General features: G+C 38.0%; 15 protein-coding genes. 3 read left to right on the top strand and 12 right to left on the bottom strand.

All coding sequences use genetic code 11. The features are described 5' to 3' along the window. Window position 1: 1 nt before the first annotated feature. The 7 genes from AA0X71_RS05550 to AA0X71_RS05520 form a co-directional block, all read right to left on the bottom strand. Window positions 2–1318, bottom strand: coding sequence for an FAD-binding oxidoreductase (locus AA0X71_RS05550; protein WP_413360178.1), 1317 nt, complete (start codon window positions 1316–1318; stop codon window positions 2–4). Between the two features lie 27 nt (window positions 1319–1345). Then, a complete protein-coding gene (locus AA0X71_RS05545; protein ID WP_413360176.1) occupies window positions 1346–2038 on the bottom strand; it encodes a FadR/GntR family transcriptional regulator in 693 nt (230 codons plus the stop codon). A gap of 663 nt (window positions 2039–2701) precedes the next feature. Beyond that, on the bottom strand, window positions 2702–3622 hold the full coding sequence (gene opp4C / locus AA0X71_RS05540) for an oligopeptide ABC transporter permease (RefSeq protein WP_413360174.1): 921 nt from the start codon (window positions 3620–3622) through the stop codon (window positions 2702–2704). A 10-nt stretch (window positions 3623–3632) separates the two neighbouring features. Next, on the bottom strand, window positions 3633–4595 hold the full coding sequence (locus AA0X71_RS05535) for an ABC transporter permease (RefSeq protein WP_413360171.1): 963 nt from the start codon (window positions 4593–4595) through the stop codon (window positions 3633–3635). 141 nt (window positions 4596–4736) lie between these two features. Further along, window positions 4737–6509 (bottom strand): peptide-binding protein, encoded by a 1773-nt coding sequence (locus tag AA0X71_RS05530; protein WP_413360168.1) that lies wholly within the window; start codon window positions 6507–6509, stop codon window positions 4737–4739. A 143-nt stretch (window positions 6510–6652) separates the two neighbouring features. Further along, window positions 6653–7672: an ABC transporter ATP-binding protein gene (locus AA0X71_RS05525; RefSeq protein ID WP_413360166.1), complete on the bottom strand. Its 1020-nt coding sequence runs from the start codon at window positions 7670–7672 to the stop codon at window positions 6653–6655. 12 nt (window positions 7673–7684) lie between these two features. Continuing rightward, window positions 7685–8656 carry an ABC transporter ATP-binding protein gene (locus AA0X71_RS05520; RefSeq protein ID WP_413360163.1) on the bottom strand — a complete coding sequence of 324 codons (972 nt, stop codon included), beginning with the start codon at window positions 8654–8656 and terminating at the stop codon, window positions 7685–7687. Between the two features lie 697 nt (window positions 8657–9353). On the opposite strand from AA0X71_RS05520, the gene AA0X71_RS05515 reads away from it, so the two are divergent. Next, a complete protein-coding gene (locus AA0X71_RS05515; protein WP_413360160.1) occupies window positions 9354–10124 on the top strand; it encodes a TraR/DksA C4-type zinc finger protein in 771 nt (256 codons plus the stop codon). A 14-nt stretch (window positions 10125–10138) separates the two neighbouring features. Here the strand turns inward: AA0X71_RS05515 and AA0X71_RS05510 are convergent, their stop codons facing one another. Beyond that, on the bottom strand, window positions 10139–10390 hold the full coding sequence (locus AA0X71_RS05510; protein WP_413360157.1) for a sigma-G-dependent sporulation-specific acid-soluble spore protein CsgA: 252 nt from the start codon (window positions 10388–10390) through the stop codon (window positions 10139–10141). 385 nt (window positions 10391–10775) lie between these two features. Here AA0X71_RS05510 and AA0X71_RS05505 point away from each other — a divergent pair, with 385 nt between their 5' ends. Further along, window positions 10776–11309 (top strand): YceI family protein, encoded by a 534-nt coding sequence (locus AA0X71_RS05505; protein WP_413360154.1) that lies wholly within the window; start codon window positions 10776–10778, stop codon window positions 11307–11309. Between the two features lie 119 nt (window positions 11310–11428). After that, entirely contained in the window at window positions 11429–12427 is a 999-nt protein-coding gene (locus tag AA0X71_RS05500) for a potassium channel family protein (protein WP_413360152.1), read from the top strand. Between the two features lie 6 nt (window positions 12428–12433). On the opposite strand, the gene AA0X71_RS05495 is transcribed toward AA0X71_RS05500, so the two are convergent. From AA0X71_RS05495 to AA0X71_RS05480, 4 genes are all read right to left on the bottom strand, one after another. Then, entirely contained in the window at window positions 12434–12832 is a 399-nt protein-coding gene (locus AA0X71_RS05495) for a YugN-like family protein (RefSeq protein ID WP_413360149.1), read from the bottom strand. Between the two features lie 76 nt (window positions 12833–12908). Next, window positions 12909–14255 carry a glucose-6-phosphate isomerase gene (locus AA0X71_RS05490; RefSeq protein WP_413360147.1) on the bottom strand — a complete coding sequence of 449 codons (1347 nt, stop codon included), beginning with the start codon at window positions 14253–14255 and terminating at the stop codon, window positions 12909–12911. Between the two features lie 130 nt (window positions 14256–14385). Then, complete coding sequence (locus AA0X71_RS05485; RefSeq protein WP_413360145.1) at window positions 14386–15549, bottom strand: iron-containing alcohol dehydrogenase; 1164 nt, start codon at window positions 15547–15549, stop codon at window positions 14386–14388. A gap of 159 nt (window positions 15550–15708) precedes the next feature. Beyond that, the gene (locus AA0X71_RS05480; RefSeq protein WP_413360143.1) at window positions 15709–16908 is read right to left on the bottom strand and encodes an ornithine--oxo-acid transaminase; all 1200 of its coding nucleotides are present in this window, start codon (window positions 16906–16908) and stop codon (window positions 15709–15711) included. Window positions 16909–16991 lie beyond the last annotated feature (83 nt).

Genomic DNA, 16991 nt, shown 5'->3' with positions numbered 1-16991 from the left:
TTTATATCCCCCCTATAAACCGTTTAGGATTTAATATTTTTTTAGGATCTACCTTTTCTTTTATGCCTTCTAATAAGAAGAAGTAGGAAGGTTTTTCTCCCCAAACACTGATTTCTCGACGGAGTTCTAATGGCAAATGCTTGATGATAACGTAACCATTTATTTCTGCAACGAGCTTTCTTAAATGTTTAATCGCTGCCTCCACATCTTCACTTGCACCAGACAAATGAACTTGGCACAATCCATGTCCTAGCCCACCATGACCTTTGATTCTCAAGTTATGGGAATCACTAAGAAGCTCACACTCCTTCATAACATGTATCACATCTAAATTAACGACCCCGATTTTTAATGTTGCTTCCGTTTCATTTGATTCTGTCTCTTTAGGACCAATATTGTAAAAATGATCCCAAAACTGAACGGCTTTCTCTTGATCCAAAATACGGATATCAGCGCTAGCGGGTTTGATTTTTTTCACAAATTGCTCTTGATAATGAACCGATGTTTCTACATCCTCAAAGCTTATCGCAACGGTATTGCTTCTTCGTCCTGTAAGTTCTTCAGACAAAGTCGAACTTAATAATTCAAGGGCGACTGGTTCCATCATGGAATCAAGAAGATCGACGACAAAGTCCTTTATCGCTCCGACATGACCGTCTGGAAACGTCAGCAGTACTACGCTTTCATACTTTGGTAATGGACGAAGCTTTAACGTTACCTCTGTTAACACTCCAAGCGTTCCCATCGAACCAATAAATAGTTTATTCATGTCATAGCCTGCTACATTTTTAACGACTTTTCCTCCTGAGCGAATCACCGTCCCGTCTGGATAAGCGATTCGTAAGCCGATCACGACATCCCGCGCTGAACCATAACCTAGTCGTTTGGGACCGCTGTCATTTGCTGCAATGATGCCACCAATTGTCGCATTATCCGGGTAAAAAGGGTCCAAAGAGATTTTTTGCCTATACTGAGCTAAATAATTTTGGAGTTTTTTGAAGGGTGTTCCTGCTTTGACGGTTAACGTCATATCACCTACCGTGTGTTCAACAATCCCCTTATAATTTTCTAATGATAAGGCCATGTCCTCCACCTCAGTTGTTCCTCCAAAACCACGCTTCGTACCTCCAGCAACAATGGAAATTTCTCTGCTATTTTCGTTCGCATAGCTTAGTACTTTCGTTATTTCCTCTTCTGAAAGGGGCTTAATCACTAGCCTTCCTGTATTCCCTAAAAAATCATCTGCTTTTTGATTTTCTATTATTCTTTCATTTCTAATAACAGTTTGTAGGTCATTTAATAAATCTGATGTAATCAATTCATCCCTCTCCTTCTCTAACATGATTTATGACGATTTCCATAGATTTTTTCGCATGATACTTTCCACATATTCTAAATGTTCAGTCATTCGTTCTTTTGCTTCATGAGAGGCAGATTCTTTTACGGCTATAAAAATATCCTTATGCTGTTGGGCGATTATTTCAAAAATGGAGTGGTTTTGTTCAATATATCGGTGAAATTCAATCATGTGTTTTTTCGTGGTAGTTGAAATGAATTGTAGTAGTTGGACTATAATTTGATTCTTAGATGCCTTCGCTATGGTCATGTGGAAATGATAATCTTCCTCCCAGCCGTAGGTTGATTTCGTATGAAAACATCTCTCTAATTGGTTCATTTCCTGTTCTGTCCGATAATGCGCGGCCATTTCAGCAATTCCTGGTTCAAGCAGTTTACGAACTTGAAAAAGTTCACGTACATCATTTGATTCAGGATTTATTAGTAAAGGATTGAATAATTTCTTCGTATCAAAACGACGAATAAATGTTCCTTGCCCTTGCTTAACATCTACAATGCCCTTTCCTTTTAACGTAATAATGGCATCTCGTATTGCAGAGCGACCGACACCGAACATATCACATAACTCCCTCACCGAAGGAAGTTTCTCTCCAGTTCGAATGGAACCGTTTGCAATCATTTCTTCAATTTGTTCTACAACAGTTTCCGACACCTTTTTAATGGAAATCTTCTCAACATTCATCTTCTATCCTCCCTTCATTTATTATATTTTAAGAGATCACATATCAGATAAGTTTATCTGTTCCTATTAAATCACGGTATTAACCAATAATCAATACTTTTTTGAATATATAAAAGAATCAAAAAATAGTGCCAAATTCTTATATTCCTCATATAATAATAGTAGCAAAGAAAAATTTGCACACCCTGTTGTTATAGTACAAGCATACCGATAATGCGCATGCTATCTTCAAATCTTATTTCTAAAACGAACCTATCAGGAAGTTTTCTGAATTGCCAAATCACAAATTTATGATTTTAAAAATATTCATGTATAAAATTGACAGTTATAACAAAAAATAAGAAAAAATTGAGGTGATAAAAATGGGGCTGCTTAATGCATTCAACGATTGGAAAAACACTCGTTACGAAAAACACGTCTCGAAAATGAAGGATGAAAACAAATGCCCGGAGTGTTACGGAAGAGGGTTCTTGATCTATCCAGCCAATGAATTTGTTTATTTGAGCAATCCATATGATTGCCCAGGTTGCAATGGAAGCGGCTTATATTCAGAATGGTCTAATCTTGTTTAGACATCTTGCACGATACAACACATGACCATGAAAATGTACTCCGAGAAACAAAAATTAACCTACTGATGATTTAGTCAGTAGGTTATTTTTATCAACGTCTATTACTCTTTGGATCAAAGGCATCTCGAAGACCGTCTCCGATAAAGTTAATACAAAGGACTGTAGTAAGAATGAATAGTCCTGGTGGAACCCATGCTTCTGGACTATTTCTCAATATTCTTAAACTCTGTGCTTCGGAAATCATATTCCCCCAACTCGGTGTTGGCTGCGGTATTCCGAAACCAATAAAGCTCAAGGCTGATTCTACAATGATATAAGACGCCATCATTAATGTTGCATTTACGACGATTGGACCAATGGCATTCGGAATAAAATGCTTAAAAATAATTCGAATATCACTAACACCAATCGCTTTTGCCCCTAGAATAAATTCTTGTTCTCGTAGGGTCAAAAATGTCCCTCGTATAATCCTCGTTAATGTCGGCCACGACGTTAACGCAATAACCGTTACAAAGATGGCAATGGTTACTTTCTGAAGAATAGCTACTACTGTCAATACTAAGACAAGGAATGGTAGCATAAGCATTAAATCTGCTGCACGCATAATGATTCCATCCACTTTTCCACCATAGTAACCTGCAATTGAACCTAACACCACTCCGATAACAAGGGTAAATACCATCGCGCTGAATCCAACAATCAATGATACTCGACCACCGTATAAGAGTCGGGCCAAATTATCTCGTCCAGAACTATCATTTCCAAGAGGATGATCAGCACTGGGTGGGCGCTCAATTAGTGTTAAGTTGGACTTTGTTGGATCTTGGTCTGTAAGGAACGGTGCAAAGACTACGACCAAGATAATTAAAAGAAGGATAAACACACTTACTACAGCCAACTTGTTTTTCATAAAACGCTTAATTGCTATTCGAGTTGGACTATTTCCTTTTTCCGCATTACTTAAATTGATACTAGGATCTGTATTGGTTGTTCCTTGTGGTCTAATTTCCATTCATTTCACCTCAATCGTAGCGGATTCTTGGGTCAACAATACTATAGAAAATATCTGCTAGTAGATTTCCTACGAGAATGGTGACTCCTAGCATCAAGTTAATGGCCATAATCACTGGGTAATCCCGATTTCCTATAGAAGAAAGAAACAATGTCCCTAGTCCTGGAAACTGGAAAACACCTTCTGTAATAACCGCTCCTGCTAATAATGCCCCAATTTCAAATCCAAGCAATGTAATAATAGGAATCAGTGCATTTCGAAGGGTATGCTTATAAAGTACGGACTTTTCAGTCATTCCCTTTGCTCTAGCCGTTCGAATATAATCACTGCCAAGAACATCTAGTACCTCTGAACGCATATAACGCATATAAGAAGCTGTCCCTGCTAATCCAAGGGTAATACTTGGTAAGATAAGGTGCTTCAATTTATCTTGAAATAATTCAAAGCCCTCAAGTCCTGGTTTCGATACAGTCCCATGTGACGGGAGCCAGCCAAGCTGTATAGAAAAAACATATATGGCTATTAGTCCAAAGAAAAAGTTTGGTACAGCTAGTCCAAAAAAACCAAATGCGGTAGCACCATAATCTAATAATGAGTATGGCTTCCTCGCTGAATAAATTCCTATTGGAATCGATACGACAAGAGTGATAATTAATGTCACGATACCTAAATTAACTGTATTCACTAGTCGTTCAGCTATTAAATCGGATACAGCTCGTCCTTTATAGATAATGGATTGCCCAAAATCCCCTTGAGCCGCACCTTTCACCCAGTTCCAATATTGAATATGAATGGGGTCATTTAAACCTAATGCTTCTCGTTGCTTTTCGTACACCTCAGGATCAATGTTCGGGTCTAATCTTCCAGAAAAAGGATCACCCGGAGCTGCCTTCATAAGGGCAAACACGAAAATGGTTAAAACAATGAGCATCGGAATAAAAACCATGATTCGTCTGATGATATACTGATACAATGTTTCCCCTCCATTCAATAGAAAAGCGCAAACGTCTTGCGCTAGACAATTCTCGAAATTAAAAAATGGACTTAACTATTTTAAAAAGAAAAGAGCGCGGCGCTACACCGAACGCTCTTCTCTATATTGATGTAAAGACTATTACTCAGTTACGTACCAAAGATGTGCATCGCTAATGAAGGAATAAGGTAATACAGTAACTCCTTCTAAACGTGAATTATGTGCCCATAAACTGTTAGCAGCATATAGGATGACAGCTGGTAAATCTTCACCAAACATCACTTGCCAATCACTATATACTTGTGTACGGTAATCTTGCTCAAATGCTTCTGGTGGTGAAATAGCATCCGTTAATAATGCATCTGCGTCTGGATTATTCCAACGAGGGTAGTTATAAGGAACATCAGATCTCCAGATTCCGCCTGGGTCTGGATCACCAGATGCTAGTGACCATCCAAGTAAGAATAAATCCATTTCTGATACATTGTTATCAAGATCGTCAAAATATACTGGCGCTTCTTTAGGTTGAGCAAGCTCAACTTGGATACCTACTTCACCTAAGAATTCAGCAATGATTGGAGCTGAACGCTCACGAACTTGGTTTCCTAATGGATAATGAAGATTTAATACCCACTCATTTCCATCTGGATCTTCACGCATACCATCACCATTAGCATCAACATACCCAGCTTCGTCTAAAAGTGATTTTGCCTTTTCAGGATCAAATGCATATTGTTCTGGATTTGTTTCATCATAAGCCCAGAATTGTGTTGCAATCGGAGAATTCTGCACAGAACCTCTACCGTAAAGTAATCCATCAATGATCGCTTGGCGATCAATTGCGTATGCAATCGCTTGACGAACTTTTACTTCTTGAACTTTTGGATTTTCTTTCCATTGAGATTTATCCATTACAGGTCCATGGTTGAACATGAAGCCCATAATTTGGTAACCAAAGTCTGGTTGTTCAATAATTTCAACATTTGGCATTGCATCTACCGTTTCATAGTCTGCTGCTTGGAATCCATTTGGATCAGCAACAAAATCAATTTCGCCAGTTTCAAGTAATCCTAAGATAACCGCTTGGTCAACAACTTTCCATACGATGCTATCTAAGTATGGTTCACCTTGCCAGTAATCAGCGTTCTTTGAAAGAACATATTGCTCACCTTGAATCATTTCAGTAAATTGGAATGGACCAGTACCGATAACTTTACCAGCTTCACGAGATTCTGGAGCTGCTGGCATATCAGCAACAGGAATATCTGCAAAAATGTGCTCAGGAATAATAGGGAAAGCAGCATCACTTAATGCCATTACGTGTGGTTGCTTAAATTTGAACGTAACAGTTAGATCATCTTCTGCTACAACACCTTCGAATTCCTCTGTTTCACCTGCACTGTACTCAGCATATCCTAAAAGATTCTCTGCAATGTAAGTACGAATTCCACCAGCTTCGATGTAGCCAGGGCTAGAAAGAAGCTTATAAGTAAATACTACGTCATTAGCTGTAAATGGCTCGCCATCATGCCACTTTACACCTTCTTCTAATGTGAAGGTTAATTCTGATTGATCGTCATTAAATTCCCAAGATTTTGCTAAGCTTGGGATAAATTCTAATTCTTCATTTTGTCCAACTAAGCCTTCGTATACGAAATCAATGATGTTTGCTTCATATGCTTCTTCATAGAAAATTGGATTGAACTGACCAGATGGAGGCGTATCCATTGCACCAGTAACAACTCCACCCATTTGTGGACCTTCAGCAGCAGGTTCCTCTGTATCAGTATCTGTTTCAGTACCAGGATCAGTTTCAGTACCTGCTTCTTCATTGCCACCAGAACAAGCGGCAAGGATACCTAGCATGAGAACAAAGCTAAGTAATAATAACCAACTTCTTTTCTTCAAATTCATTCACCCCTTTTAAATTTTGGAAGACAAACTGACTTACTCTAAATTCCTAAAGCACACCACCTCCTTATATGTAAGGTTCTCTTCGCATCATGTAGATATTTAGCTTAAGAGTCCTCTCATCTATCAAACTCTTAAGCTCATTTCTAGTTTTGAGTATCATATAAGTGGCAAGCTACATAATGTCCTTCACTAACATTTATAAGGTCTGGTCTTTCTATCGCACAGCGTTCATGTGCTTTTGGACATCTCGTTCTGAATGCACACCCAGAAGGAGGATTAGACGGACTTGGCAAGTCCCCTTTTAAAATAATTTTCTCACGTTTTGCAAGGACATCCGTTGATGGAACTGCTGATAATAAAGCTTCCGTATACGGATGCAACGGTGCATCATAAAGATTTTTCTTTGGTGCGATTTCTGCAATTCTCCCTAAATACATAACAGCTACCCGATCACTAATATGCTTTACTACGCTTAGATCATGAGCAATAAATAAGTAGGTTAAATTAAATTCATCTTGCAAATCTGCCATTAAATTCAAAACTTGCGCTTGAATGGAAACATCAAGGGCAGATACTGGTTCATCACAAATGATAAATTTGGGGTTTAACGCTAATGCTCTAGCAATACTGATACGTTGTCTTTGTCCACCTGAAAATTCATGTGGATATTTCAAACGAGCATCAGGTCTTAAACCAACTTTTCCAAGTAGGTCAATCGCTTTTTCCTTCCGTTCACTCTTACTTAAGGATGTTTGAACTAAAAGAGGTTCCTCAATCAATTCTTGAACATTCATTTTTGGATTAAGGGAAGCAAATGGGTCTTGGAAAACAATTTGCATGTCCCTCCTAAACGGACGTAACTGGCGATTATTTAGTTTAGTGATATCCTCATTTTCAAAAACAATCTGCCCATCTGTTGGATCTAGAAGTCTCAGAATGACGCGACCTAAAGTTGATTTTCCAGAACCTGATTCTCCTACAACCCCTAGCGTTTCTCCTCTTAAAATGCTCAATGAAACGTCATCAACTGCCTTTACATGGCCGATGGTACGTTTTAGAACACCGCCTTTAATGGGGAAATATTTCTTCAGGTTTTTCGCTTCTAATATATAATCGTTTTCTTGCTCTGTCTTTTTTTGAAGTTCTTTTTCTATTACTGACACTAGTTAGCCCCCTTATTCATACAGATAGCAACGGACATTATGACCTGGCTCAACAGTTACTAGTTCAGGGTTTGCAGCTCTACACTTATCCATTACATGCGGGCAGCGGTCAGAGAACCTACAGCCAGCAGGAAATTCATGTGCTGCTGGAACCATTCCTTTAATCGCACCAAGTCTATCAACCTCTTTATCTACGCTTGGCAAACTCTCAAGCAACCCATTGGTATAAGGATGTTTTGGATTTAAGAAAAGGTTTTCCACTGTCGTTTGCTCGACGATTTGTCCACCATACATCACCATTACTCGTTCTGCATATTCCGCAACAACCCCTAAATCGTGAGTAATGAGCAATACAGCCATATTAAATTTCTTTTTCATCTCATCCATAATATCGAGGATTTGTGCCTGAATCGTTACGTCTAAAGCTGTTGTTGGTTCATCAGCAATTAAAAGCTTCGGATCGCATGAAATCGCAATGGCAATCATCGCCCTTTGCCTCATCCCACCAGAAAGCTGATGTGGATACTCTTTCATTGTTTCTTCCGCTCTCGGAAACCCTACAAGCTTTAACAATTCGATTGCTTTTCTTTCTGCTTCTACTTTCGAAATCTTCTTATGCCTAATCAGTGTTTCTTTAATTTGATTTCCAATCGTAAAAACAGGATTTAATGCAGTCATCGGCTCTTGAAATATCATCCCTATTTCTCGACCTCTAACCTGAGTCATTTGTTTATCCGAAAAAGTAACAAGATCTTTTCCGTCAAAGAGGATTTGTCCTTCCTCTATCTTTCCTGGCTTTCCAACTAACTTCATAATAGAAAGAGAAGTAATACTTTTGCCACTCCCCGATTCTCCAACGAGGGCAACTGTCTCACCTGGGTTAACAGCGAACGTAACGTCGTCGACTGCTTTCGCTACTTTCTTTCCTTCTAAATAAAAATAAGTCTTTAGTCCTTTAACATCCAATAGAGTTTTTTGTGTCATTAACTGCACCTCAACTTAATATCTTCTCGGTTATTTAGGATTGGATTCTGTTTTTGAATAAATTTTCACTGTGTCTATTGGTGAGAACTAAGTCGAACACAATGATGGGGGGTTTTCTAATTACCTTCAGACTTTTATACTAGATTTCCTCTGTAGCAAGTAGTCAAAAAGAATAACTCGATAATAATGATTAGCAAAAGTATACTATCAGGTTTAAGTTTTTGCAATATAGGGAAAAATAAAAGTAATTGTAATTTTCTATTAAATTTCGAAACACGAAGGAATTTTTATTATTTCATTTTTCGAAACATATTATTTTTATCTGTTTTACAAAGTTTTATTAATATAGTTAATTTTATTTATAAATGCTAATTTTCTTATAATCATAATTTACATTTTCCAATTTAGAATAATTTCTATTTTTTTATCATTACTTCTGATTTGTTTAAGTTTAAGAACATTTTCTATATTTATACATTTTTTTCAATAAAGATACATATTATTTTAATATAAACTTTTTTTCAAACCCCTGATTTTTATTGTCAGATTATCTTACAATTCATAGATTTTCTACATTTTTCGCAACTGTGATTATTATTGTATTTTTATTCACTCCTGTCTTCATTTGCATGAACAGGAAACAATTGAATCATACTAAACGAAAGAACAGATTAGTTATTGAAAGGGTTGCTTACAGATGCTATCAAAGGATCAACTTTTAGAGTTTAAATTGAAATTGGAAGAGCAAAAGAAAGACTTGGAGGATAGATATGAAGCGAATGACCACTTAAATTTAACTTCTGGCCATTATCATGAGTCAGTAGGAGAGCTATCTAGCTATGATAACCATCCTGGAGATGAAGGTACTGAACTATACGAACGAGAGAAAGATATCGCCTTAAGTGAGCACTATCGAAATGAAATGGGAAATATTTCGAAAGCGCTAGATGCAATCAAGAATGGTACATATGGTCAGTGTGAGGTTTGCGGAAAGGAAATTGCTTTACAACGCCTAGAAGCATTGCCTACGACGACCTATTGTATCGAACATACCCCTGATCAAATTATTTCCCATGAGCGCCCGATTGAGGAAGGAGTGTTAATGCCTCCTTTCGGTAAATTCGATATGGATGAACAGGATGAAACGGTAGCATTTGATGCAGAAGACGCATGGCAAGAGGTTGAGAGCTGGGGAACATCAGAGACCCCATCCGATTTTGTGAAAGTAGAAGATCATTATAACGATACGTATATTGAGTCTGAAGAAAACATCGGTTATGTCGAAGATTATGAGAATTTTGTCGGCAATGATATAGAAGGGAAAAATGTCACAGTCTATCCGAACTCACAGCACGAACGATACGAGGAAGTACTCGACGAAGAAGGAATTATGACCACTTTTGGAGATTTACCTGCTTATGAACATGAGCCATATGTAGAGGATAGAGAAAAACGGGACAATGACTAATTGTCCCGTTTTTCTTAATACAGCAGTTCAAACACTTCATTCAATTGCTGCACTCTTTCCGAATCTTCTACTTCTCTCGCATGGTTTATTTCGTCTGGTAAAATTTTATTCAGAAAATCGATTTGTTCATTTGATAGCTTTCGCACAAACGACTCCTCAGTCGTAAAATCGTGCTCTCTAATAATTGAATAAATTTCTTTGCAAACGTCAGAGCGATCAGTGTAATTCGAGAGAATCTCTTTTAAGTAACCTAATGGCTGATTCATAACACTTCGTTCCTTTCTATATCGGTGTTTTCGCATAGATAGTGGTTTTTGTAAAAACCCAATAGCCAGTTTTTACCCATATACCACTAGTACTGCTATACATGAAGTTCGCAAAGGCACTTTCCGCTTCCTCTTTATCGTCCTTTAAGAGAAGCTATTGGCAGTATATAGCCTTACTACTTTCCAAAAGCAACAATGTTTGCGAAAAGAGCCTTCTATATAAACTTTCTCTGTTAGAATGCTCCTTCTTTGTTAAAATCATGTTTTTTTATTTCTTAATTGATTGACAATCCGTATTTTGGATTATATAATTTACCTTAAGTTAAAACATCTCGAAATTGAGATAAATAAATTTGATACAATAGGAAAAGGGAGAGATTTACCAATGACAAAAACAAAATGGGCTTTAGACACAGCACACAGTGGTGTAGACTTTTCAGTAAAACATATGATGTTTGCAAACGTAAAGGGTTCTTTTAATGAATTCGATGCAACAATCGAAGCTGACCCAACTGATTTAACAACTGCTTCTATTGAATTTACAATTGATACTGCTAGTGTTGACACACGTAACAATGATCGCGATGCACATCTTCGCTCAGCAGACTTTTTTGATGTAGAAAACTTTCCAAAAATGACGTTCAAGTCTACTTCTATCGCAAAGTCTGATGAAGGCGAATACGATGTCACTGGTGACTTAACAATTAAAGATACAACAAAGCCACAAACATTCACTGTTACTTACGGAGGAACTGGTAAAGATCCTTGGGGCAATGAAAAAGTTGGTTTTGGTGTAGAAGGTAGCATTAATCGTAGCGAATTTGGTCTTACATGGAACGCTGCACTAGAAACTGGTGGAGTTCTAGTAGGAGATAAGATCAAAATTTCATTAGATCTTCAAGCAGCTGAAGCTGAATAACATCAAATATTCTAAAACTGTAGGTCTTACACACGACCTACAGTTTTTTTGCGTTTGTTTACCGATAAATAAAAGTGGTCACAATGAAGAAGAAGTCACAAAATGAATGAGGTGATGGAATGATGCCGCACCAATTTTTTTCACACTTTAGTAGAATGCCTTTCTTCCTGCGAATTCTTTTCATTGCCATGCTACTACTGTTCGGCTTTGGCGTCCTCGCCTATTTAGTCGAACCTGAAACTTTCATCACCCTTTTTGATGGCATTTGGTGGGCGATCATTACCGCCTCGACAGTTGGTTATGGGGATTTTGTCCCAAAAACCATTTTAGGGAAATTGATAGGCATTTTATTAGTTTTGTTAGGTGTTGGGTTTGTTTCGTCCTATTTTGTTACATTGGCCTCTTCAGCTGTGAAACGGCAAAATGACTATATTGAGGGGAAAATGATGTTCAAAGGGAAAGAGCATACGATTATTATTGGATGGAATGAAAGGTCGAAAGCCATCATTGAAAAATTTTTACAGGAAGAAAATTACGGATTAATTGTTCTAATCGATCAAACATTAGAAAGTAACCCTTTTTCTGACTATCACGTCCATTTTATTAAAGGAAGAGCAACAAACGACCAAGTTCTTATTAAAGCAAATATTTATCATGCAATAAAAGTACTTATTACAGCCGATCAAAATAAAGATGAACTTCAAGCCGATATGGACACGATCTTAACTTTATTAGCCATTAAAGGCCTGAATCCAACCGTTTACACCGTAGCCGAAATTTTGACTACAGAACAAATTTCAAACGCGTTGCGTGCGGGGGCAGATGAATTAATCCAAACAAACCAAATTACGAGCTCTGTCATGACCAATTGTCTTCATTCTACAGAAAAGGTCGATGCCCTCATGATCTTGCTCGAACAATTTAATGGTAGTCGCTTTGTTTTTCAAGCCTCCACTGCTTATATCGGACAAAATTTCATAGAAACGAGTAAACAATTGCTTGAAGATGGAGCCCTTTTATTTGGCGTTAAAAGAGGGAGAGATACAATCATCAATCCCTCCCATCCCTTTGTACTAAAAGAACACGATATTCTATTGGTGATCTCTGCTACTTCTTAATTTGTTTTAGAGGATGCTTTCAAGCTCTGACACAAGAACTCGTCCTGTGTCAATGAACGGATCAGGAATAGGAGCATCCTTATTCTCAGGTGATTGGAACTGATCGAAAGAGGCGGAAAAATTGCCTACATCAGCCTCTTCATCTACCCCACCTTCATATTCATGAGCGAGTAGAAAGGGTCTTCCTAATTTGACCGTACAAACGGAAGAATCTAATTGTCCTTCAACAACTTGAAATGGTAGCCGTAAAAATTGATAGCCTTCCTGATCATCCATCTTATAATCAAAATAACCATGATCGTAATCCCAATTCCCTCCTATCGTATAGCCAATCGGCTTAAGAAGCCGTTCCAGATCATTTAGATGATATTCTCCTCCTTCTATACTAGAAGGTATTTCAATCATAAAGAATCCCCCTTCAAAACTTTTTCTTAGTTTCTCCAAGGGGGATTTCGTTTAATTTGTTAAATTTAACTAATTATTATAATCTTTTCTCAAGCTCGGCTTTCTTTTCTTCAAATCCAGGTTTTCCTAGTAAAGCAAACATATTGACTTTATAGGCTTCAACACCTGGCTGGTCAAATGGATTCACTCCGAGTAAATATCCACTCATCGCACATGCCTTTTCAAAGAAATAAGCCAGATAACCGAATGAATATTCATCAAGTTTCGGAATCGTCACTGTAAGGTTTGGAACCCCACCATCGGTATGAGCAAGCAGCGTTCCTTCAAATGCCTTATTATTAACAAAGTCAACAGTTTTACCCGCTAGATAATTTAGTCCGTCCAAATCACTATCCGCTTCTTCAATCGAAAGTTCATGACGCGGCTCTTCTACTTTGATAATCGTTTCAAATAGATCGCGTCTGCCTTCTTGAACATATTGACCTAATGAATGTAAGTCAGTTGAGAAGTTAGCTGAAGATGGGAAGATTCCTTTTTGGTCTTTTCCTTCACTTTCTCCAAACAGCTGCTTCCACCATTCAGAAAAATATTGTAAAGATGGCTCATAATTAATTAGCATTTCAATCGTTTTTCCTTTGTTATAAAGGAGATTACGTACTGCCGCATATTGATAGGCTTGGTTACTTTCTAGCTCTGATGAACTATATTCTTCGCGAGCATCTGCTGCTCCTTTCATCATCGCATCAATATCTGCTCCACTAACGGCAATTGGAAGCAATCCAACCGCGGTTAAGACAGAGTAACGCCCTCCCACATCATCTGGGATGACGAAAGATTCGTAGCCTTCTTCAGTCGCAAGTGTTTTCAATGCTCCACGCGCTTTGTCTGTAGTGGCGTAAATGCGTTTTCTTGCTTCCTCAACTCCATACTTTTCCTCAAGCAGTTTGCGGAAAATACGAAAGGCAATCGCAGGCTCTGTCGTAGTCCCTGATTTAGAAATTACATTAATGGAAAAATCTTTTCCTTCTAATAAATCCATCACGTCTCTCATATAAGTAGAGCTAATGTTATTCCCGACAAAGATAATTTGTGGCGTTTTGCGCTTGTCCTTTTCAAGGGCATTATAGAAGCTATGTTGGAGCATATCAATCGCTGCTCTAGCCCCTAAGTAAGAACCACCGATTCCGATAACAAGTAACACATCAGAATCACTTTTAATTTTTTCGGCAGACTTTTGAATACGAGAGAATTCCTCTTTATCATAATCAACAGGAAGGTCAATCCAACCTAAGAAATCACTTCCCGCTCCTGTTTTTTCATGCAAGGAATGGTGAGCGACCTTCACTAAATCCCGTAAATATGTAATTTCATGTTCTCCAAAAAAGCTAAGTGCCTTGGAATAATCAAAACGAACTTGTGCCATAGTTGTCCTCCATCTTTATTGTATTCATATATACTTTAACGAAAGCTTCAAAAGTAATCAAGAAAGGTCCTGAAAATTTTGAGAAACATGCCATTTTTGACACGTTTCTTCCTTATTATATAGACAACTTTTACAATGAAGCGCGGTAAATGGCTAAAACATCTTCCTTGTTCAGCTTTTTGAAGCGACCAAATTCTCCGTTTATCATCGCTTTATCTGCCATTACTTCTAATTGACTATCATCAATATCATAATCAGCTAATCGTGAAGGCGCTCCGATGCTATTCCAGAATTCACGAAGCTTTTCGATTCCTTCTAAGCCAACCTCTTCAGCTGATTTTCCTTCTGGATCGACACCAAAAACGCGAACAGCTAGCTGCTTAAAGCGTTCTGGTTTTACCTTCAAATTATGCTTCATCCAGCTAGGGAATAAAATCGCTAATCCTCCACCATGAGGGATATCATAAACCGCTGACACGGCATGTTCGATATTATGGGTTGCCCAATCCCCTTGATAACCCATCGAAAGCATTCCGTTCAATGCCATTGTTCCATTATATAAAATTGTTGCACGTAAATCATAGTTTTCAAGGTCTTCGAGAAGCTTTGGAGCAGTTTCCATAACAGTAATCAATAAGGACTCACACATTCCATCCTGTAACAACGTATTTTCTTGCAGATGAAAATAATGCTCAAATACATGGGACATCATATCGACAATACCATAAATCGTCTGATCCTTTGGTACTGTGTACGTATGAACCGGATCTAAAATAGAAAATGTCGGGAAAGTAACCGGACTACCCCAACCATATTTCTCTTTTGTTTCCCAATTGGTAATAACAGAACCTGAATTCATTTCAGAACCCGTTGCTGCAAGGGTTAATACGGTTCCGAATGGTAGAGCTTGGCTGGCAAATGCTTTTTTCGTCACTAAGTCCCAAGCGTCACCATCGTATTTAGCTCCAGCAGCAATTGCCTTTGTACAATCAATAACACTGCCGCCACCAACAGCCAAAATGAAATCGATCCCTTCAGATTTACAAATGTCTACCCCTTTTCGAACCGTAGAGATACGTGGATTCGGTTCAACTCCTGAAAGTTCAAAAATAGCAACATTTACTTCTTTCAAGAGGCTGATTACTTGATCATAGAGCCCGCTTCTTTTAATGCTCCCTCCTCCATAAACAAGCAATACCTTATTTCCATACTTTGGAATTTCTTCCTTTAACTGTTGCAGTTGACCCTTACCAAAAATAAGCTTTGTCGGATTCCAATATGTAAAGTTTTGCATGTCTCACGTCTCCTTTCTTATTCACTAATATTATCATCCAATTTAAGGGGTAATGCAAAATTTATGATTATTAAGAAGAAAATGCAAAAAATCCTTGCATATTGAATACAAGGATTTTTCGTTCTTATTTTGTGAAGTTTGTAATTCGCTACGTAAAACTTAACTCAATACTTTTTTAATCCGCTCAATTGCCCAGTCTAAGTCTTCTTCGCTAATCACCAATGGCGGGGCAAAACGGATGACTGTATCATGGGTTTCCTTACATAATAGGCCCTCTTCTTTTAACTTTTCACAATAAGGGCGAGCCTCTTCATCAAGTTCAACGCCAATAAATAATCCTCGACCACGAACTTCTTTTATCAACGGATTGGAGATTTCTGTTAACTTGTTTTTAAAATATTCGCCAAGCCTTAATGATCGTTCAGCAAGATTTTCATTCACAAGAACATTTAGAGAAGCAATCGAAACGGCACACGCCATTGGATTTCCTCCGAAAGTTGAGCCGTGAGAGCCAGGATTGAATACACCGAGAATATCTTTATCGGCCACCACACAGGAGATTGGAAAAACGCCTCCACCTAATGCTTTCCCTAGAATATACATATCTGGATGTACATCCTCCCAATCACAGGCAAACATTTTTCCCGAACGGGCAAGTCCAGCTTGAATTTCATCAGCAATAAAGAGGACTTCATTTTCTTTACAAAGATTATAGGCATTTTTCAAGAATCCTTCTGGAGGAATGACGATCCCTGCTTCACCTTGTATAGGTTCAATTAAAAAGGCTGCAGTGTTCTTTGTAATCGCATTTTTCAAAGCCTCTAAATCTCCATATGGAATAAGTTTAATTCCTGGAAGCATTGGACCGAATCCACGCTTATATTCATCCTCTGACGATAATGAAACAGCCGTCATCGTTCTGCCATGAAAATTCCCAATACATGCAATGATTTCTGCTTCGTTATCAGCAACTCCTTTGACTTCATATGCCCATCTCCGTGCTGCTTTAACAGCTGTTTCCACCGCTTCTGCACCTGTATTCATCGGCAAAGCCATTTCCTTCTTCGTTAATTGACAAACTAATTCATACCAAGGTCCAAGCTGATCGTTATGAAAGGCACGGGAAGTAAGGGTTACTTTATCAGCTTGATCTTTCAATGCTTGAATGATTTCTGGGTGACGATGCCCTTGATTAACTGCCGAATAAGCGCTAAGCATATCCATATATTTATTGCCTTCTGGATCCTCCACCCATACTCCTTCTGCCTTTGAGATTACGATTGGGAGAGGATGATAATTATTAGCACCGTATTTATCTGTTTTTTCAATGATAGATTGGGAATGATTTACGATTGTCATGATTGAACACTCCTTTTATATGATGATCCTCAAACTCTATCTTAGTGTAATGCAAGTTTTATGCCATTATAACTTTCCTTATA

Source organism: Robertmurraya phoenicis, assembly GCF_047302285.1.
GTDB lineage: Bacteria > Bacillota > Bacilli > Bacillales > Cytobacillaceae > Robertmurraya.
This window is presented reverse-complemented; position numbering and strand designations above follow the sequence as displayed.